General features: G+C 62.6%; 22 protein-coding genes and 1 pseudogene. 13 read left to right on the forward strand and 10 right to left on the reverse strand.

Features of this window, described 5'->3' with window-relative positions:
- Window positions 1–4: 4 nt before the first annotated feature.
- Window positions 5–355, reverse strand: coding sequence for a DMT family protein (locus G6N74_RS09145; RefSeq protein WP_091913254.1), 351 nt, complete (start codon window positions 353–355; stop codon window positions 5–7).
- A 154-nt stretch (window positions 356–509) separates the two neighbouring features.
- Here G6N74_RS09145 and G6N74_RS09150 point away from each other — a divergent pair, with 154 nt between their 5' ends.
- From G6N74_RS09150 to G6N74_RS09170, 5 genes are all read left to right on the forward strand, one after another.
- On the forward strand, window positions 510–935 hold the full coding sequence (locus G6N74_RS09150; protein ID WP_165116492.1) for a DUF3775 domain-containing protein: 426 nt from the start codon (window positions 510–512) through the stop codon (window positions 933–935).
- Between the two features lie 66 nt (window positions 936–1001).
- Window positions 1002–2129, forward strand: a complete 1128-nt coding sequence (locus tag G6N74_RS09155) for an extensin family protein (RefSeq protein WP_165116494.1) — start codon at window positions 1002–1004, stop codon at window positions 2127–2129.
- Between the two features lie 94 nt (window positions 2130–2223).
- Entirely contained in the window at window positions 2224–3306 is a 1083-nt protein-coding gene (locus tag G6N74_RS31490; RefSeq protein WP_165116496.1) for an extensin-like domain-containing protein, read from the forward strand.
- 102 nt (window positions 3307–3408) lie between these two features.
- Window positions 3409–4116, forward strand: coding sequence for an LssY C-terminal domain-containing protein (locus G6N74_RS09165; RefSeq protein WP_165116498.1), 708 nt, complete (start codon window positions 3409–3411; stop codon window positions 4114–4116).
- A 68-nt stretch (window positions 4117–4184) separates the two neighbouring features.
- Window positions 4185–5474 (forward strand): hemolysin family protein, encoded by a 1290-nt coding sequence (locus G6N74_RS09170; protein WP_165116500.1) that lies wholly within the window; start codon window positions 4185–4187, stop codon window positions 5472–5474.
- A gap of 312 nt (window positions 5475–5786) precedes the next feature.
- Here G6N74_RS09170 and G6N74_RS09175 read toward each other — a convergent pair whose 3' ends face one another.
- Window positions 5787–6392 (reverse strand): NADPH-dependent FMN reductase, encoded by a 606-nt coding sequence (locus G6N74_RS09175; RefSeq protein ID WP_165116502.1) that lies wholly within the window; start codon window positions 6390–6392, stop codon window positions 5787–5789.
- Between the two features lie 88 nt (window positions 6393–6480).
- On the opposite strand from G6N74_RS09175, the gene G6N74_RS09180 reads away from it, so the two are divergent.
- Window positions 6481–6876, forward strand: a complete 396-nt coding sequence (locus G6N74_RS09180) for a winged helix-turn-helix transcriptional regulator (RefSeq protein ID WP_165116504.1) — start codon at window positions 6481–6483, stop codon at window positions 6874–6876.
- Between the two features lie 36 nt (window positions 6877–6912).
- Here G6N74_RS09180 and G6N74_RS09185 read toward each other — a convergent pair whose 3' ends face one another.
- Window positions 6913–7305 carry an acyl-CoA thioesterase gene (locus G6N74_RS09185; protein WP_165116506.1) on the reverse strand — a complete coding sequence of 131 codons (393 nt, stop codon included), beginning with the start codon at window positions 7303–7305 and terminating at the stop codon, window positions 6913–6915.
- 170 nt (window positions 7306–7475) lie between these two features.
- Between G6N74_RS09185 and G6N74_RS09190 the strand changes: the two genes are divergently transcribed.
- Together G6N74_RS09190 and G6N74_RS09195 are read left to right on the forward strand one after the other, a co-directional pair.
- The gene (locus G6N74_RS09190; protein ID WP_165116508.1) at window positions 7476–9095 is read left to right on the forward strand and encodes a GMC family oxidoreductase; all 1620 of its coding nucleotides are present in this window, start codon (window positions 7476–7478) and stop codon (window positions 9093–9095) included.
- Between the two features lie 183 nt (window positions 9096–9278).
- Window positions 9279–10496 (forward strand): mandelate racemase/muconate lactonizing enzyme family protein, encoded by a 1218-nt coding sequence (locus G6N74_RS09195; RefSeq protein WP_165116509.1) that lies wholly within the window; start codon window positions 9279–9281, stop codon window positions 10494–10496.
- A gap of 89 nt (window positions 10497–10585) precedes the next feature.
- On the opposite strand, the gene G6N74_RS09200 is transcribed toward G6N74_RS09195, so the two are convergent.
- The 3 genes from G6N74_RS09200 to G6N74_RS09210 all read right to left on the reverse strand — a co-directional run bounded on the left by G6N74_RS09200 (window position 10586) and on the right by G6N74_RS09210 (window position 12158).
- Window positions 10586–11107: a hypothetical protein gene (locus G6N74_RS09200; RefSeq protein WP_165116510.1), complete on the reverse strand. Its 522-nt coding sequence runs from the start codon at window positions 11105–11107 to the stop codon at window positions 10586–10588.
- 267 nt (window positions 11108–11374) lie between these two features.
- Window positions 11375–11794, reverse strand: coding sequence for a carboxymuconolactone decarboxylase family protein (locus G6N74_RS09205; RefSeq protein ID WP_165116511.1), 420 nt, complete (start codon window positions 11792–11794; stop codon window positions 11375–11377).
- Entirely contained in the window at window positions 11739–12158 is a 420-nt protein-coding gene (locus G6N74_RS09210) for a MerR family transcriptional regulator (RefSeq protein ID WP_165116512.1), read from the reverse strand. Before G6N74_RS09210 ends, G6N74_RS09205 begins: the two co-directional genes overlap by 56 nt.
- 192 nt (window positions 12159–12350) lie before the next feature.
- Between G6N74_RS09210 and G6N74_RS09215 the strand changes: the two genes are divergently transcribed.
- The 3 genes from G6N74_RS09215 to G6N74_RS09225 all read left to right on the forward strand — a co-directional run bounded on the left by G6N74_RS09215 (window position 12351) and on the right by G6N74_RS09225 (window position 14555).
- Window positions 12351–12758 (forward strand): OsmC family protein, encoded by a 408-nt coding sequence (locus G6N74_RS09215; RefSeq protein WP_165116513.1) that lies wholly within the window; start codon window positions 12351–12353, stop codon window positions 12756–12758.
- A gap of 227 nt (window positions 12759–12985) precedes the next feature.
- Complete coding sequence (locus G6N74_RS09220) at window positions 12986–13420, forward strand: hypothetical protein (RefSeq protein WP_165116514.1); 435 nt, start codon at window positions 12986–12988, stop codon at window positions 13418–13420.
- Window positions 13421–13424: 4 nt separating this feature from the next.
- Entirely contained in the window at window positions 13425–14555 is a 1131-nt protein-coding gene (locus G6N74_RS09225; protein ID WP_165116515.1) for a hypothetical protein, read from the forward strand.
- 12 nt (window positions 14556–14567) lie between these two features.
- On the opposite strand, the gene G6N74_RS09230 is transcribed toward G6N74_RS09225, so the two are convergent.
- Both G6N74_RS09230 and G6N74_RS09235 read right to left on the reverse strand, forming a co-directional pair.
- Window positions 14568–14822, reverse strand: coding sequence for a Txe/YoeB family addiction module toxin (locus G6N74_RS09230; RefSeq protein WP_165116517.1), 255 nt, complete (start codon window positions 14820–14822; stop codon window positions 14568–14570).
- On the reverse strand, window positions 14819–15073 hold the full coding sequence (locus tag G6N74_RS09235) for a type II toxin-antitoxin system Phd/YefM family antitoxin (protein ID WP_165116519.1): 255 nt from the start codon (window positions 15071–15073) through the stop codon (window positions 14819–14821). The genes G6N74_RS09230 and G6N74_RS09235 overlap by 4 nt, the downstream gene beginning before the upstream one ends.
- 242 nt (window positions 15074–15315) lie before the next feature.
- Here G6N74_RS09235 and G6N74_RS09240 point away from each other — a divergent pair, with 242 nt between their 5' ends.
- A complete protein-coding gene (locus tag G6N74_RS09240; protein ID WP_165116521.1) occupies window positions 15316–15750 on the forward strand; it encodes a hypothetical protein in 435 nt (144 codons plus the stop codon).
- A 970-nt stretch (window positions 15751–16720) separates the two neighbouring features.
- Here G6N74_RS09240 and G6N74_RS31495 read toward each other — a convergent pair.
- A pseudogene (locus G6N74_RS31495) lies at window positions 16721–17383 on the reverse strand (FAD-binding oxidoreductase); the annotation flags it as partial.
- Window positions 17384–17804: 421 nt separating this feature from the next.
- Here G6N74_RS31495 and G6N74_RS09250 point away from each other — a divergent pair.
- Window positions 17805–18083 (forward strand): SWEET family sugar transporter, encoded by a 279-nt coding sequence (locus tag G6N74_RS09250; RefSeq protein WP_165116525.1) that lies wholly within the window; start codon window positions 17805–17807, stop codon window positions 18081–18083.
- On the opposite strand, the gene G6N74_RS09255 is transcribed toward G6N74_RS09250, so the two are convergent.
- Window positions 18068–19105: a CapA family protein gene (locus tag G6N74_RS09255; RefSeq protein ID WP_165116527.1), complete on the reverse strand. Its 1038-nt coding sequence runs from the start codon at window positions 19103–19105 to the stop codon at window positions 18068–18070. The two genes, G6N74_RS09250 and G6N74_RS09255, sit on opposite strands and share 16 nt — an antisense overlap.
- Window positions 19106–19114: the final 9 nt, after the last annotated feature.

Below are 19114 nucleotides of genomic sequence, written 5' to 3' on the forward strand. Positions count from 1 at the left end.
AGGTTCAGCCCTTGAAGATGAACGCCGCGCCCCCCGCGATCAGCGCGAAGCCGATGACGTGGTTTATGGTCAGCGCTTCCTTCAGGTAAAACACCGAGAACACGGCGAACACCGTCAGCGTCACCACCTCCTGGATGGTCTTCAGCTCGGCCGCCGAATAGACCGCGCTGCCGATGCGGTTGGCCGGCACTGCGAACCAGTATTCGAAGAAAGCGATCATCCAGCTGGCGATCACCGCGATGTAGATCGGCGAGGTCTTGTACTTCAGGTGCCCGTACCAGGCGAAGGTCATGAAGACGTTCGAGGCGACGAGCATCAGGATCGGCAGGATCTTGGGCGACAGCAGGGATGCCATGGGAGAAACCGTGTTGGAGGGAGCAGCCATTTCAATGGGAACCACGCCACTGTCAATGTCCGGCCGACGGCGGCGAAAGCCTTCAAATCCCTCAAAAACGGCAGGGGCGTGACGTAGCCTGCAAATCAGGTATCATCCGGCAAGGAGGTGGCCCGTGCAGCAACGGCTGGAAAGGGAATGGGAACTGACGATCGGTCCCGACACCGTGCGCCTTTTCATTGAAAAGGCCAACGCCATCAGTGCGGCCATCAAGGACGACTATGCCGACGGCAACGAGCATGAGGTCGAGCTGGACGGCGACACCCGCGACAACCACCACCATGACGGGTTGGCCGAAGAAAAGGCCGACAACCTGATGGCCGAGGAACTCTCGGAGCTGATCAACGACCTGAATGTCGACGAAGCCGCCGAACTTATCGCGCTGATGTGGATAGGCCGCGGCGACTACGACGCGTCGGAATGGGCCGAGGCGCTTGCCGAAGCGCGCCAGCGCGGCAACAAGCGCACCGCCAAATATCTGCTCGGCATGCCGATGCTGGGCGACTGGCTCGAAGAAGGCCTGGAGGCAGTCGGCGCGTAACGGCCCTGTCACGCAGAGTGATCGCCAGCGCGCAACCAAAAACCCGCTATTGCCGTTGCCTCCGCGATGAAGCTTTCACCGCGTGGCAATTTCCTGAAAACCCTGCCCTTGCTGGCAGTATCGCTGCTTTTCATCACCGCCGCCGACAACAAGCCGCCTGCGCTGCCGCGGGAAGTGCCGGTGCCCAAGGTGCACGAGCCTCCAGCCGGCAACATCCCGCCGCAAAAACTTGGCGACACACCCGTGCCCGAGCCGCGCCCCGATAAGAAAGGCGACGCGGCAGAGCCCGACGCCGACAACAAGACCGAGCCGGTAACGGCCCCGGCGACCGCGCCCTTGCCAACCGAAAACCCCGAACAGCCGGACGAAAAGACGCCTGCTGACAAGTCCGAATCCGAAAAGCAGGAAATCCCGGCAACGGCGCCAGTCCCGACGGAAAATCCGAAAGAATCCGACGAGCCTTCCAAAGACCAGAAGCCACTTCCGCCTGCCGAAGCGCCTAAACCGGACAAAGCGACTGACGACGCCAAACCGGGCGAAAAACCCACCGAACCGGAGGAAAAGCCAAAGCCCGGCGAAAAGCCGTCCGAGGAAAAATCCGAGCCGAAATACCTCCCCGATCCGCGCTCAAATGCCCCGCGCGCCGCCACCATGCCGGCAGAAGAACTGGCCTGCCGCGCGCGCCTTAGGGATCTCAGCGTCGAGTTCGAGGAGCATAAGCCGGAGAGCGACCCCGCCGGCTGCGCCATGCTCTGGCCGATCACCGTCAAATCGCTCGGCAAGACCATCGCGCTCGCGCCCGATGCGCTGATGAACTGCACCCTCGCAGAAACCTCGGCCAAATTCGCCAAGGATGTCATCTCGCCTGCCGCCAAGGCAGCCTATGGCGAGGAGCTGAAATCCATCTCGCAGGCCTCCGCCTATGTCTGCCGGCCGCGCAACGGCACCAAAAAACTGTCGGAACACGCCTTCGGCAACGCGCTCGACATCGCCCAGTTCACTCTCTCCAAGGACACGAAGATCGACGTCGAACCCGCACCCGACGAGAAGGCAGCGAAATTCCTCGCCGAAATCCGCAAGGCCGCCTGTGGCCCGTTCAAGACCGTGCTCGGCCCCGGAAGCGACGCCGATCATTCGCTGCATTTCCACTTCGACCTCGCCCCGCGCAAGCACGGCGGTACGTTCTGCCAGTGACTGCCTCATTCAAGTCACAGGCGTAAATTTGACCGCTGACCTTTCCTTTACCCTCGGCCGCTATCCTTGAAACTCAAGGGACAGGGAACCGGTCATGGCCCAGAAAACTCCTTCCGCGCTGGCGTGGGCGCGGCGGTTCGGCAGCGCGCGCTTGACGGCCACCGGCGGCGCGGTGCTGCTGGTGGCGATGGTCGCGTCCTGCACCACCGACAGCCTGATGTCGATGCGGCCGGAAGTCGATGTCGGCACGCAGACCGCCGCTGTCGCGCCACGGGTCATGCAGCCTGCCCCTGCCCTCGCTCCCGTCGAGCCCATGCTGGCGCCGGTCGAGCCGATGCTGGAGCCGGTCGAGCCAAACCTTGCGCCGGCAGTCGCACCAGTCGAACCGTCGTTCGGGGCGGCTGATACACCGATCGAGCCCGAATCCGCGGAAGCCACGATGGATTCGGAAGTCGACGAGCCTGCCCAGGCCACCATCCAGCCTTCCATCGAGCCCGTACAGCCGCAGCCGCAAATCGCCGCCGTCATTCCGCCCGCTTCGGTCAAGCCGAGAGGCCTGCAGACGCTGGTTCCTTCCAATCCGATGATGGTCGGCTATCCGCGCATGGACCCGCCGATGGCGCGGTCGACGGCCATGCCTGCCGACGAGGTAACCTGTCGCAACGACCTGAAACGCCTCGGCGTCACCTTCCAGAACCTAGCTCCCATCCACGACGGCAGCTGCGGCATCGATTTCCCGGTAAAAGTTTCCGCCATCGGCAGCGTCCAGATGAAGCCGGCAGCGACGCTGAGCTGCAGCATGGCGGCGACCTTCTCGCGCTGGACCCGCAAGGAGCTCGTGCCGTCCGCCCGCATGCGCTATTGGTCGGGCGTCAAGACGATCCACCAGGGATCGAGCTATTCCTGCCGCCGCATCGCCCGCTCCCGCACCATGTCCGAACACTCCAAGGGCAATGCGCTCGACGTGATGCGCATCGAGCTCAGCAACGGCAAGGATATCGACGTGCGCAAGCCCGGCTGGTTCGCCTTCCGCGAAAAGGGCTTTCTCAACACGGTGCGCGCCGATGGCTGCGATTATTTCACCACCGTGCTCGGCCCCGGCTACAATTACGACCACCGCAACCATTTCCATTTCGACATCAAGCCGCGCCGCAACGGCTACGTCGCCTGCCGGTGATGCGAAAGCACCATTCTTGCCAATTCGAACGCCGGGCATAATCTCTCTTTGAACTCAACGTCGACGCAGCACATGGCTGCGTCGCAGCCCGGTGTCTGCCGCATGCCACGACACAGATTGCCCCGGCGTGTCGCCAACTCTCTTGTGACGCTGGCGCTGGCCTATGGCCTCGTCGCTTATATGGCAGCACCCGAATTCTGGACGGTCAGGGAGCACGATAGCCGCAAGCTCCCCGAGGCGATGGTGACGACCACCCCGCAAGGCATTCCGGGCGATCCGATCAATGTCGGGCTCATCGGTTCCAAACCCGATCTCATGCACGCTTTTGCGGCGGCCGGATGGAACCCGGCCGACGCAATCACCTGGCGTTCCAGCCTTGAGATCGGCGAAAGCGTCCTCTTCGACCGCCCCTATGCCGACGCTCCGGTCAGCACGTTGCTGTTCGACGGGCGCAGGCAGGATGTGGTTTTTGAGAAATCGGTGGGCGCAAGCGCCGATCAACGCCACCATGTCCGCCTCTGGATGATCCCACCGCCCGACGGCGACGATCGACCGCTCTGGCTGGGATCGGCCAGTTTCGATCGCGATGTCGGCCTTAGCCATGACACCGGGCAGATCACCCACCATATCGGCCCCGACATCGACGCCGAGCGCAATCTGCTCATATCCGACCTCAAAGCTGCCGGCGCAATCGAGGACTGCCACAGCGTCGATGGAGTAGGGGCGACGCAGAACGGCCGCAACGGCGGCGGCGACCGCTATTTTACCGACGGCATGGCCACAATTTGCGATCTCAACCGAAAGCCCTGAAACAATACCGCACTGAAAAGTGCCGTTCCCTATTTTCTAGCGCCCCGCCTCAATGCTATTGAGCGTCGATGCTATACATCGAAGTCGCTATCGTCGTCGTCCTCATCTGCGTGAACGGCCTTCTGGCCATGTCGGAGCTGGCGATCGTTTCGTCCCGGCCGGCACGGCTCAAAGCCATGATCGACCGCAACGTCAAGGGCGCGGGCCGCGCGCTTGAACTTGGTTCCAATCCCGGCAAATTCCTGTCGTCGGTGCAGATCGGCATCACGCTGGTCGGTGTTGCGTCCGGCGCATTTTCGGGCGCCACGCTCGGCCAGCGCCTGACCCAGGTGCTGACGGCCAACGGCGTGCCGGACGGCATTGCCGATGCGCTCGGCGTCGGTATCGTCGTCGCAATCATCACCTATGGCTCGCTGATCATCGGCGAACTGGTGCCCAAGCAGATCGCGCTGCGCAATCCCGAAGGCGTCGCCGTCAGGGTCGCGCCGCTGATGCGCGTGATTGCCGTCGTCGGTGCACCGCTGGTCTGGCTGCTTGATATTTCAGGCCGCTCGGTGCTGTGGCTGCTCGGCCAGCGCGGCGAGAGCGAGGAAAAGGTCACCGACGAGGAGATCAAGATGCTGGTGGCCGAGGCCGAGCATCACGGCACCATCGAATCCGACGAGCGCCGCATGATCGCCGGCGTGATGCGACTCGGCGACCGCGCCGTCCGCGCGGTCATGACCCCGCGCACCGAGGTCGACTGGCTCAATCTCAATTCCGACGAGACAACGCTCAAGAAACTGCTGATGGAAACGCAGCATTCGCGCCTGCCCGCCGGCGAGGGCTCGGTCGATGCCATGGTCGGCGTCGTGCAGACGCGCGAAATCCTGGCGACCCTTCTGGCCGGCCGCGCCTTTGACGCGCGCAAGCACGTCCGCGCAGCCCCCATCGTCCACGACCAGGCCGACGCGCTCGACGTCTTGACCACGCTGAAGCAGTCGGATGTGCCGATGGCGCTGGTGCATGACGAATACGGCCATTTCGAAGGCATCGTCACCCCCGCCGACATCCTCGAGGCGATCACCGGCGTCTTCCGCGCCGATCTCGACGAGGACGAGTCGGAAGGCGCAGTCCAGCGCGAGGACGGCTCGTGGCTGCTGGCCGGCTACATGCAGGCCGACGAAATGGGCGACCAGCTCGGTATCGACCTGCCCGAAAACCGCGACTACGAAACCGTCGCCGGCTACGTGCTGTCGCACATGCACCACCTGCCCGCGACCGGCGAAAGCGTCGATGCGCAGGGCTGGCGCTTCGAAGTCGTAGATCTCGACGGCCGCCGCATCGACAAGGTTATTGCTTCGAAACTGCCGGGGTAGCCGGCGATCTGAACGAAGCGTTTTTGACCGCAAGAACAATGGCTTGCCGACGGCGTATGAATCAGAACCAGATCGTCTTCTGATAGGTCTGCGCTGCCCCTCATCCCGCTGCCGCGACCTTCTCCCCGTATAGTGACGGGGAGAAGGAAGGCTGGCCGCAACGCTTGCGACCCCCTCTCCCCGTTTTTCACGGGGAGAGGGTAAGGGTGAGGGGCAGCACAGCGTTCATCGATTGACCCACCCAGCCCAACAAAAAGGGCGGCGTTTCCGCCACCCTCTTTTCATCCCTTGGGAGGAATCTTTCAAACGTAATTACGCAGCTTCCGCTTCAGCGGCCTCGGCATCGGCCAGGCGGGCAGCCTTCAGCACCTTGGCCCACCACACCGTCTCTTCGATCAAACCATGCGCAGCCTGGTTGAGATGCTCGAGATCCTCGAGCTTCTTTTCGCCCTGCTTCACCGCAAGGAAATCGGCCCAGACGATGTGCACGGCAGCCTTGGTCGGCGCCATCTGCAGTTCGACAGCGTGAAGCCGAAGCTGTTCGACGGCACGCGCGCCGCCGACGCCGCCATAGCCGACGAAACCGGCAGGCTTCTTGTTCCACTCGGTCGCGGCATAATCGAGCGCGTTCTTCAGCACGGCCGTCGGGCCATGATTGTATTCGGCAGCGGTGAAGATGAAACCGTCGAGGCTGGCGATCTTCTTCTGCCAGCGCAGCGCGACTTCGTTCTGCGACGGCACCCAGGCGGACGAGGCCACTTCTTCGAAGAAGGGCAGCGGAAAATCGCGCAGGTCGATGACCTCGACGTCGATGTCGGTGCGGGCCTTGGCGATCTTGGCGAACCACTCGGTCGGAACGTCGGCGAAACGGGCCGCGCGCGTCGAACCGATAATGATTCCTATTTTCGGCTTGGACATGATAATTTTCCCTATGAAACACTTGGTATCCATTGGATACCCGCACTATATTGGTGACTGATCACCCAGTGCACAAGGAGGCACTTTTTTGAAACCTAGGCACATCCATCACACCGAGGACTGTCGCGCCGTCAGCGCCATCCTGCAGCGCATCGGCGACAAATGGACTGTTCTGGTCGTCAGCAAGCTGGGCAACGGGCCGATGCGCTTCAACGAACTGCGCCACATCATCGGCGGCATCTCGCAGAAGATGCTGACGACGACCCTGCGCGGGCTGGAGCGCGACGGCTTCGTCACCCGCACCATGTTCCCGACGATCCCGCCTCGCGTCGATTACGATTTGACCGAACTCGGCCACGAACTGCTCGTACCCGTCAACGCGCTGGGCGAATGGGCCAAGCAAAACACCAACCGCGTCAACGAAGCCCGCGCGAAGTTCGATGCCGCCTGCCCGGAACGGGCGAAGGTCAGGAAGGCAGCTTGAGAGTGAGCAGTGGATTTGAGCTGCTTCGCTCTCTAATCACTCAGCTGGCACCGCCTTCGGCTTGCCGTCCTTATCCAGCGCCACCATGATGAAATCGGCGTCGGTCACCTTCTCCATCAGATCCTGCAGATAGCGCTGCGCCCAGGCTTCGACCTTCAGCGTCATCGAGGTGCGCCCGACGCGGTTGACGTGCGTGTAGATGCACAGCGTGTCGCCGATCTTCATCGGCTTGGCGAAGGACATCTCCTTCACCGCCGCCGTCACGACACGCCCCTTGGCGCGCTCGGCGGCGCGTATGCCGCAGGCAAGATCCATCTGCGCCATCACCCAGCCGCCAAAGATATCGCCGGCGGCATTGGCATCCGACGGCATCGCCAGCGTGCGCAAGGTGAGTTCGCCCGTGGGTTGGCCGTCTGCGTAATGAACCATCGTGAATCTCCGTAAATGCCTAGCCGCATCGATGGCAGCTAACACAAACTACAGCAAGCACCGGTCGCTTTTTTCACAAGCCATGCCGGATGCCGGGGTGTTAGAGCCCGTCCGCGAACGCTAGGCTGAATCAATATCTGAGCCAGTTCACGGGCGGCCTTTCGTTTCACATGCAAAGCTATGATTTCATTGTCGTCGGCTCAGGCTCAGCGGGCTGCGTGGTGGCTGAGCGATTGTCGGCCAATGGCCGCTTCTCGGTGCTCGTGCTGGAAGCCGGCGGCACCGACCGCCGCTTCTTCGTGCAGATGCCGCTCGGCTACGGCAAGACCTTCTTCGACCCGGCGGTGAACTGGAATTACAAGACCGAACCGGATCCCGGCCTCAGCAACAATGTCGACCACTGGCCGCGGGGCAAGCTGCTCGGCGGCTCCAGCTCCATCAACGCCATGGTCTGGATCAGGGGCCAGCGCGAGGACTACGACGCATGGGCTGCCGCCGGAAATCCCGGCTGGGGCTTCGACGACCTCCTGCCCATCTTCAAGGCGATCGAGGACAACGAGGCCGGCGCCGATGAATGGCGCGGGCGCGGCGGCCCGGTCCACATCACCGACAATCGCACCCGCGTCCACCCCCTCACCCATCGCTTCCTCAAGGCCGGTGAGCAGGCCGGCCTCACCTTGAATCAGGATTTCAACGGCAAGAACCAGGAGGGCGTCGGCGTCTACCAGATCAACACCAGGAATGGCCGCCGCATGTCGGCGGCGCGCGCCTTCCTGCGCCCGGCGATGAAGCGCGCCAATGTGCGCGTCGAGACCAATGCGCTGGCGACCAAAATCCTGTTCGAGGGAACGCGCGCGGTCGGCATCGAATATCTGCGCGGCGGCCAGACGCTCACCGCCCGCGCCGGCCGCGAGGTGATCCTCAGCGCCGGCTCCATCAACACGCCGCAACTGTTGCAGCTTTCCGGCGTCGGCCCCGCCGCCCTCCTGAAAAATCTCGGCATACCGGTCGTCCACGCCAACGACCACGTCGGCGACAACCTGCAGGATCATCAGGGCATCAACTACACTTTTCGGGGCCGCCTCCCGACGCTGAACCAGATCCTTCGCCCGTGGTGGGGCAAGATGCTGGTCGGCATGCAATACATCCTGACGCGCGGCGGCCCGCTGGCGATGAGCATGAACCAGGGCGGCGGCTTCTTCCGCACCGACAGCGGCCAGACCCGGCCCAACATGCAGCTCTATTTCCAGGCCTTCTCGACCGTGCTGCCACGGGTCGGCGAGCGTCCCATCCTCACGCCAGACCCCTGGCCGGGTTTCTCCATCGGCCTGTCGAACTGCCGCCCGTCGAGCCGCGGTTCGATCATGATCCGCACGAAAAACCCACTCGACTACCCCAGAATCGCGCCCAACGCCTATTCCACCAACACCGATGTCACCGAAATGCTCGACGCGGTAAAATTCGTGCGCAAGATTGCTTCGATGCCGGCCATGGCCGAGATCATCGAGGAGGAAGTGCTGCCCGGCCCCAAATGCACGACCGACGAAGAACTGGTTGCCGATTTTCGCAAACGCAGCGGCACCGTCTATCACCCGGTCTCGACCTGCCGCATGGGCCCGGACGCGTCTCAGTCGGTCGTCGATCCGCGCTTGAAGGTGCACGGCCTCTCCGGCCTGCGCATCATCGACGCATCGATCTTCCCCGACAACATCAGCGGCAACACCAACGCCGCTTCCATCATGACCGGCGCCAAGGGTGCGGCGATGATATTGGAGGATCATGTTGGATAGACAGTCACCAACTTGGGCGCCGCCCCTCATCCGCCTGCCGGCACCTTCTCCCCGTATAGGGACGGGGAGAAGGAGGAAGCTCCAACGCTGACGCCCCCCTCTCCCCGTCCTTCACGGGGAGAGGGTAAGGGTGAGGGGCAGCGCCGACCTGACAAGCAAGACGCCACGACCGAGGAGAGACCCATGAAAATCACCGACGTTAAAACCTTCGTCGTCGGCAATCCGCCGCCGGGCATTGGCGGGCGCTATTTCATCTTCGTCAAGCTGACGACCGACTCGAATATCGTCGGCTATGGCGAGGCCTACAACGCCACCTTCGGCCCGCACGTCACCGCAAAAATGATCGAGGATCTGGCCGAGCGCTATCTCGTCGGCCGCGACCCGCACGACATTGAAACCTTCTTCCGCCGCGCTTATTCGTCCGGCTTTTCGCAGCGGCCGGACATTTCCGTCATGGGCTGCTTTTCAGCACTCGAAATCGCCTGCTGGGACATCATCGGCAAGGAAGCCAACAAGCCGATCTACAAGCTGCTCGGCGGCCAGGTGCACGAGGCCCTGCGCTCCTACACCTATCTCTATCCGCACACCGGCAGCGCCGTTCCGGCCGAAGCCGATAACCCGGACAGGAACGTCTACAACGATCCCGACCTCGCCGCCGAATGCGCGCTCGCCTATGTCGAGCAGGGGTTCAACGCGGTGAAGCTCGACCCTGCCGGCCCCTACACCGCCTTCGACGGCCACCAGCCGCGCCTGATCGACATCGAGCGCTCGGCGGCCATGGTCAAGGCGATCCGCGAGGCGGTCGGCAACCGCGCCGACATATTGTTCGGCACGCATGGCCAGTTCACCGCCTCGGGCGCGCTGCGCATGGCCCGCGCCATCGAGCCTTATGACCCACTGTGGTTCGAAGAGCCCGTACCGCCAGACATGCCCGAAGTGATGGCGCAGGTGGCGCGCGGCACCTCGATCCCGATTGCCACCGGCGAACGTCTGACGACCAAATTCGAATTCGCCCGCGTCATCGAAAACCGAGCCGCCACAATTCTCCAGCCCGACCTCGGCCGCTCCGGCGGCATTCTCGAAACCAAGAAGATCGCGGCCATGGCCGAGGCCTATCACATCCAGATCGCCCCGCACTGCTATTGCGGCCCGATCGTCGGCGCCGCCAACGTCCAGCTTTCCGCCACCCTGCCCAACTTCCTCATCTTGGAATCGCTGAAGCAGTGGGACGGCTTCCACGAGACCCTGCTGAAGAAGAAGATCGAGTGGCAGGACGGCAATGTCATCCCGTCGAAGGAACCCGGCCTCGGCGTCGAGCTCAACGAGGCCGTCTGCGAGGCCCATCCCTGGACCGGCAAGGACCTGCATCTCGACATGATGCAGGAGCCCCTGTTTCCCTGAGCCAAAAAACGATTCCGGATCAAGGCCTTGGCCGACGATCCGGAATCATTTCGCAAGGCGGTTGAATTGACCGTTTCGCTCCAGCGTAACTAGTCGACGCCAGGCTTGTTGGCGACAGCCTTCTGCGCCAGGGCAATCGCGAGTTCTTCGCTGAGTTTGCTTGTATCGATGGAAATCATATCGGTGCCGCTCAGTAACTGGATACCGATAAAGGCGGTCGGATTATCCGCAAGATTGACCAGATAGGCCCGCTCTCCCAAGCCCTCGACGTTTCTGATCTCGTTCGCCTGAAGCTCTTTTCGCTTGTTTTTCTCATAGATATCGAAGCCTTCCTGCGCCATCGCCGGCGTGGTGTTCGGCTCGGACGAGCGGACGAAATGGACCTGCACATAACCATCGACGTCGGGAACCTCCCAAAAGCAGTTCGACGCATCGCCGACCCCGTCGTTGGTTTCGTAGATCGCCGCAGGCTTCCCCACGATCTCGACGATATTTTCGGCCGTCAGCAATTGGCAGGCGGTGGTAGCCGGATTGATATCCTGAGCCAGCGCCGAAGTGGCCATGGTGCAGGCAAAGGCGGTTGCAAAACTGGTCAGGCGATAAAGCGGCACAGGATGCTCCGGCAAGAGATTCGTCGGCCGCAATATAGTGAAAGCTCGCCTGACGGCCACTGATTTCCGCCGATGTCTGGTATGTCGACATCTCAGCCAGCCTCCCCCGAAGACGGCCGATCCTGACTTCCCACAACCGCACATCGCGGCTGTGCTCTCCGTCATCCATCGATGCGGCAAGGACCGCCATCTCGTGAGAAAGCGATTCCGGATCAAGGCCTTGGCCGGCGATCCGGAATCATTTCGCAAGGCGGCTGAGTCAGTTTTTCATGCCGCGCGCTCCTGCCCAAGAGCTTCCGCCTCGCTCCGATGCGCAAACACCTCCTTGGCCGCGAACAGCCCGTTGAGGGCTGCCGGGAAGCCGGCATAGACCGCCATCTGCATGATCACTTCGGTGATCTCGTCGCGGGTCAGCCCAACATTCAACCCGGCCTCGATATGCACCTTGAGCTGCGGGATGGCATTGCCCAGCGCTGTCAGTGCGGCGATGGTTGCGATCTCGCGCTCGCGCAGACCCAGTCCTTCCCGGCAATAGATGTCGCCGAAGGGAAACTCGATGATGTAGCGAGCAAAATCGGGCGCGATATCGGCCAGCGCCGCAATGACCTTTTCGCCGCCTTCGCCGTCTATTTCAGCGAGCGCCCGCTTGCCGCGTTCGAATCTGCTGTCGTGGTTGTTCTGCGTCATGGGGTTTCGTCCTTTTTTCAGAGCCGGCATAGCCGGCGATCTTGGTATCGAGGACGAGAAGGCAGGCCTGAAGTTCAGCCACATGATTGCGCACGCGCTCGCGGTGCCGTTCCAGCAATTCGCGGCGCTGCCTGTCCGTATCGGCGCCCTGTTCCCGCAAAGCCGCATATTGCAGCATCTGCCGGATCGGCATCCCGGTCGTTTTCAGGCGACCGAGAAACTCGATCCATGTCAGGATCGAGGCGTCGTAGTCACGTTGGCTCGATTGGTCCCGGTCGGCATAGGGAAGCAGCCCGATCCGCTCATAGTAACGGATCGTGTAAGCCGACAGCCCCGACCGCTTTGCGAGTTCGCCAATCTTCATGATCTTGCCCTGTCTCGTCACGACGCTCACAAGGCTAGGGGTTGGAGTGCACTCTAAGTCAATAGGGTTTCTTGAGGAAAAATTGCGTAGGTAGATCCAGCCCTGCCCTCCTCCTTTTGTGAGACTTTGCGAGAGCCAAATCATGCGCCTAGTCTTCGCCCCAAGCCGGACTTCACCAACGGGAAAAACGCCATGGCATCCATGACTGTCGAATTGCGCAATGTCGAAGGCACTGAAGCCGCAATGGGCTGGGCCGGCTCGCACACCATCGTCGTCGACCGGCCGGAGGGAAAAGCCGGCGGCAAGGGCCTCGGCTTCAACGGCGGCCAGCTTCTGGCGCTGGCGCTCGGCGGCTGCTTCTGCAACGATTTGCGCTACGCCGCGCATGAACTGGGCGTCCGCCTCGGCAGCATCGCCGTCTCGGTCACGATCGATCTCGATGGCAGCCCGCTGCTGACGACCGCCGCAAAGCTCACTGTCTCCTGCGAAACGCTCGACGGTACCGACCCGCAGGCCGTCATCGACAAGGCCAGATCGATCTGCATGGTCGCCAACTCGCTGCAAAAGGGCGTGCCGGTGACGATCGAAGCGGCGGCTTAGCCTGCGGTCATCCCATCGCCCATATCTGTGGACATGGTCCGAACCTCACGCTTTGGTGAACGGAATCGGCTAAGCTGCATTGTCTTGAGATTCAGGTCAGGGTGAGCCGAAAACGGCGGATTTCGAGAATCGGAGCGGAGCGTACATTTGGGTACGTGAGCACCGGAAGCGCAGAAAGCCGTTGTTCGCAGGCCGCCCTCACCTGAATATCGGTAACGGGGACAACCATGACACTGATCCAGAAGCTGGCGATCTTCTACGCCGCCATGTTCTTTTTCGTTGTCGGCATTGGCTATGTGCCGGCCTTCAACGACGCCAATGGCTATCTGTTCGGGCTGTTCTCGCTGCAATGGTATGACGACCTTCTGCACGCTTTCTCCGGCGTCTGGGCGCTGATCGCCGCCTTCGTCTCGCATCGCCAGTCGGTGCTTTATTTCAAGCTGTTCGGCGCGATCTACCTGTTCGACGGCGTGCTCGGCCTCGTCACCGGTTCCGGCTGCCTGGATGGCGGCATCTTCATCGACGGCTTCCGCTCTTTCGGCGATGTCGAGTTCCCGACCCGCTTCTTCGCCAATGCGCCGCATCTGGCCATTGGCGGCTTTGCCGTCTTCGTCGGCTACTGGCTGTCGAAGCGCGTGCATGAAAAACTCGCGGCGGCCTGAGCGCATGTTTCTCGTCCGCCTGCTGAAGCGCCTCGTCAAGACGCTGCTCATCATTTTGATCGTCGTGCTGGCGATCCCGCTTCTCGGCCTCGCCTATGGTTTCCTGACCACCAGCAGCATCGACCAGACGCCGCTTGCCGGCATCGAGCAGGGCGCGCCGCCGCAGGCGCTTGCCGATCAAGCGCGCGCCGAAATCCCCGGCTACCAGCGCCCGGAGGAATCGACCTATCTCACCTACCCCGAGTGGTCGATCGTCTACGCCGCGCGCGAATATGCCGGCTTCGTCCGCAACGATCGCGAAAGCGGCTTTCCTTACTGGTCCACCATCGGCCGCTTCTGGCAGGACCATGCCATGGTCATCCGCGCCACCTCGGACAAGCCGTTCAACTTCGCCAACCACCAGATGCTCGCCGTCATCGGCACCAGCCACACCATCGAGCACCTGATCCAGTGGGCCTACGAAAACACCATCGGCCGCATCACCGAGGCGACCTCGGGCAGGCGCATCGCGGTCGACGTCTATCAGGCCCGGATCGCCACGGAATACGCCGCCTTTCTCGATCAGGTGCCGTGGTACCAGTTTCCCTACGCCGAAAAGCGCGCCGGCCTGATGGCGGTCGGCAACGCCGCCAACGAGGACCAGCTGCGCACCAGCGAGCGCAAGATCGCCTTCGGTCTCGCCTACACCATCAAGCAGGCCTATGCCGACCTCATCAAATCGGCACTGTCGGCCACCGCCGATCCGGCCTTCCTCGACATTCATGTCTGGGCCAAGGGCCCGGTCGAGGAAGCGATTGCCGGCGAACCCGACACGAAACTCGAAAAGGATTTCGGCCCGGACGGCGTAGTCTTCGTAACCAAACGCTATCAGGTCTTCACCGACATGATCCCGCGCCTGATCGAAAAGGGCGTCAGCTTCGTCGAAATCGGCGGCAACGACGAGATCCTCGTCACCGTGCTGTCCAACGGCGAAGTCGAAATTCCGGCCGGCGCACGCGAACTGTTTTCGTATCAGCTCCCGGCCGAGCCAAGCCGCCGCCGCACCGGCCTGACCGTCTCGGTTCGCTCACTGCACGCCGTGCTGCCGACGCTGATCGATGACGGCGCGAAGCTGGAACATGTTTATGATTATTGAGAGCTAAGCCGCTCAATAGTGATAGCGGCATTGGGCGATCATCAACTGATCGCCTTCCGCCCGGTAGACCAGCCTGTGTTCCTGCGTGATCCTTCGTGACCACCAGCCGCTCAGCGGCCCGCGCAAAGGCTCCGGCTTGCCGATGCCGGCAAAGGGCGCACGCGTGCACTCCCTGATCAGGGCGTTGATGCGTTCGAGCAGCTTGCGGTCATGTTCCTGCCAATAGAGATAGTCTTCCCATCCCTGTTCGCTGAACACGATCTTCATTCGGCAAGCGGCCGCTCGGTGCCTTTTCCCGCTTCCAGCTCATCGATAGCCGAAAGCAGCCGATCGGCATTTTTCGGGCTCTTCAGCAGATAGCGCGTCTCCTCGTAGGAGGCGAAGTCCTCTATCGACATCAGGACTGCGGCGGGTTTGCCGCGCTCGCGCGTGATGACGACCGGCTCGCGATCGGCAGTCACGCTGTCGAGTGCGGCGGCGAGGTTGCGGCGCAGTTCGCTGTAGGAGGTTGTTTTCATCGTGCTAATGTACGCATTTACGTACATATTTGCAATGACACGTCCGGCCGGAAACAACTACCAGAAATACCCTTTCCAATCAGAACGATAGCCCCGCAAGCGGAATCAACCCGGTAGGAGCCGACCCCGCATTTCCAGCAACATTCAGTTGCGCTTCACCACACTTATTCCGCGATTCAAGCCAAATCCCGCCGCGAACCGGGCGCATCTTCGGTCTGCTAGATATCCCTTCCGAGGACGCCATGATCAAGACCGCGCTTATCGCCATGACGATTGTCGGCTGCGACTGTGACGCGAAACTGTGCGAGTTCATCCGCGAGACGCCGCCGCAATACGCCTCCGTGGCCGATTGCGAGGCCGCGCTGAAAAAGCAGATCCTGCACGAGAAAACCGTTGATTATCCGCTGGTCTCCGGCATCTGCCGTTCGAACCAGCCCGACGATTTCAAGACGGCCTCCGTCCAGGCGACCGATCCGGCACCCGTGCCGCCAACCCTCGAGCCGAGCCGCAGCGCGCCCATCTACGCCGGACTGGTCGAAGACGGCCGCTCCGTGCTTTACCGCACCGCCGGCGGCTACACCGTCGTGCGCAAGGGCATCAGCCACGCCGCCGAAAGCACCGCCGACCTTGCCAGCTGGGCCACCGGCTGGATCGCCGCCAAGCTGCCGACGTTTTGAGGGGACGGGTTTAAGCCACCCCAACCGCCGTCTTCAGCGCTCGATAAAACGTCGACTGGAACAGCTCCCCCGGGTCGACCTCCCGCTTCTTCGCCAGAAACGCCGGCAGCTCCGGATAGGACGCCAGCAGCTGCGCTCGCGTAAAATGAAGCTGATACGGCAGGAAAAACCGGCCGCGATGTTTCAGCGTCAGGTCGATCATCGCCCGGGTCAGCGCCCGCATCTTGGCGTTGCCGGCGTCGTCCGCGCTCTGGTTAATGTAAAGCACCAGCGCGAAGGCCGGCTCCGGCGCATAGGTCAGCGCCACGTCCTCGCGGTGCACGATGCGCACCGAGGCGTTCAGCACCGGCAGATCCTGCCCGCGCAAAATCTCCCGCGCGCCGGCGATAAAGGCGTCGTACTCGCCGCGCGGCACGAAATATTCGTGAAGGATATCCGTCTCATAGGCGAGATCGTTGAACAGATAGGGTACGGAATCGTGCATCGGGTTGTTGCGCGTCACCAGGCACGCCTCGCCCTCGCCCATCGCCGCCGTGCGCGGCACCGTGCAGCTCTCGAATTTCGGCTCGAGGTTCTTTTCTGCATACCATTTCAGGCTCTGGAACGTATCGCCAAGCTTGGCGAGGTTCATGATCGCCCGCTTCATCCCGACACCGTCCGGCTCGCCAAGTGCCGGCATATCCGCCGGCGGCTGGTCCGCGACCTTGTCATAGCGATAGACGATCATGTCCTCGAGAAAGTTGCCGGGCGCCGTCGAAAGATGCCCGTAGAACAGCCCGATATTCCTGTCCTGCTCCAGATGCTCGGCAAAGAAGGCCGGGAAATCTTCGGAGCGGATGATCTCGCGTGAGGTCTGGTAGACGGCATTGTCGACGATATCGAGCTTGGCCTCCAGCACCACACCGAACAGGCCGTACCCACCCAGCACATGCCGGAACAGCTCTGCATTCTCGCCTCGCGAACAGGTCACGACCGAGCCGTCGGCCAGCATCACCCGCATCGACTGCACCGAGCCGGCCACCGAACCAGCCTGATGGTCCATGCCGTGGGCATTGACCGAGATCGAGCCGCCGACAGAAAAGATGTCGGTCGACTGCATCGCCTTCACGGCAAAGCGCGGATGCAGCATGTTCTGGATATCGTGCCATGTCGCGCCCGGCTGCACGGTCATGGTCTTCGCCTCGGCCTCTACAGTGACCTTGTTGAACTTGCGCATGTCCAGCACCAGCGCATTGTCGTCAAAAGCCTGCCCGCCCATCGAGTGGCGCACCGCGGCCATCGAGACCTTCAGCCCGTTTTGCCGCGCAAATGCCAAGGCCCGCGCGACATGATCCTCCTCGCTCACCGCGACCACGCCATAGACCGGCGTGCGCGAAAGCGCGCTGGCGTCGTTGATATTTCCGCCCTTGGAAAGCCAGGGTAGCGAGGGATCGTAGGCTGGTGGATTGGCGAGCGGTTCCAGTGGCAGCGACACGCCGTCGAAATCGGCAATTCGCCCGGCGTCCTTCGCCCCTGATGGGTCGCGCGCCAGCCGCGCCAGCGTCGTGCCGCCCCAGGCAGCGGCACCGCCGAGCACGGCGGCCCCCAGCAGCAGTCGCCGCGAAATGCCTAACCTCTTGCGCCCATCCGCCATGGTGATCTCCTCGCGGGATCACCGATAGCGCGGCCTTCCGATGAAAACCATAAGGCGCATCACATAACGGCAAGGCGCGCGCATGATTGCGTTCAAGCAGTCCCCCCTCTCCGTCTCGGCTTCGCCGAGCCACCTCTCCCCGCAAGCGGGGCAGGAACCCAAGTTCTGCAATGCCTCGACCGCGGAGTTACCGCGACTTCAGCGAGTGCCGGTTCCTCGCCCACGCAACGCGGGGGGTCCGAAGGACGGGCGAGACCCGTGGCTCGCCCCGGAATGGTGGCGCGCGAAGCGCGACGGAGAGGGGGACTTTGCAAGGCCTGGCATTCTAAGATTGGGCCAGCCTCACGATCCCGCTTCACAAGAATCGGGCTTTCTGGCATGAGTGTCGGGAAATCCTCCGCTCTTTTTCGAAAGTCGCTCCGTGCACCCCGTCGTCGAAATTCTCGGCTCGCTGGCCGCCGTCATCACCACGCTCGGCTGGCTGCCGCAGCTTTTGAAAATCCGCCGTGAAAAGAAGGCCGACGACATCTCGCTCGTCGCTATCGGCACCATCGCCACCGGCGTTTTGCTGTGGACGTTCTACGGCCTGTTCATCGGCTCGTGGCCGGTCATCATGGCCAACGCCGTGACGTTCCTATTCATCGTCGCGATTGTCGGCATGAAACTGCACTACGCCCGCGCCGTTCAGACCGGCGGATAGACGGCCCCAAGCCGCGCCGCGACCTTTTGCTTCAGCCGGCCCTCCAGCACTCCGACCGGCACGAGGCGCTCGCGGTCGCCCTCGCGCAGCCGCATGAACGGCACCGTCTCGTAGCCGGCAATCCGTCCGCGCCGCGCGCCCTTGGTGCCGATGTCGGCCACCAGCATGGCGCCGATCCTCCCCGGCCAGGTTTGCCGCGCCCATGCGGTTCCGAGACAATCGCCGACGCCATAGGCGACGAAAGTTTCGCCGATTTCCTCCAGCGGCTGCACGACGTGGGAGTGGTGCCCGGCGATCAGCCCTGCCCCGGCAGCCGCCAGTTTGCGCGCGAACGCCCGCGTCGTTCCTTGCGGAAAATGCCGGAACTCCAGATCCCAATGCGGCACGGCGCAGATGAGGTCGACGCCCGCTTTCGCCTCCGCGTCCCAGCCGCCAAAACCCTCCATCATCAGCACCCGGCCGGCGAAATCCTCGCGCCCCGCGTTGCGCCACTGCGTGAATGCCGAGAATCCTATGGTCAGCCCTGCGACTTCGAAAGGCTTCACCCAGCCATCCGCCGCGGTGCCGACGGTGCGGATGCCGAGACGCCCGAGATTCGCGACCGTCTCATCGAAACCGGCAATGCCTTGGTCGAGCACATGATTGTTGGCGAGCGACAGGACAAGCTTTTTTGGCGCGATGCTCAGCGCCGCCAAGGCGCTTTCGAGAAAGCCCGGCGTCATCGCGTGACGCAGTCCGAGCCTTGTCCCGAACGGCGCATGGGGCCTTTCAACCACCGGGCTCTCGCAATTCGCGACCACCAGATCGGCCGATGCAATGATCCTGCCGAGCGCCGGGTCGACCAGCGGCGCACGCCGGTTGGCAACCGCCGAAAGGTCGCCGAGAAAAACCAGCCGCACCAACCTGCCATTCGCCGGCGCCGGCCGCGACAAGGGTGCAAAGCCGGCTCGATCGCCACGGAGCGATGGTCGTAGGAAGCGCGGCAGCCATGACAGCTTGTAGGAAAGAGAAAAATTCGACACCGCGCCGCC

The organism is Mesorhizobium zhangyense, assembly GCF_011045115.1.
Taxonomy (GTDB): Bacteria; Pseudomonadota; Alphaproteobacteria; order Rhizobiales; family Rhizobiaceae; genus Mesorhizobium_M; species Mesorhizobium_M zhangyense.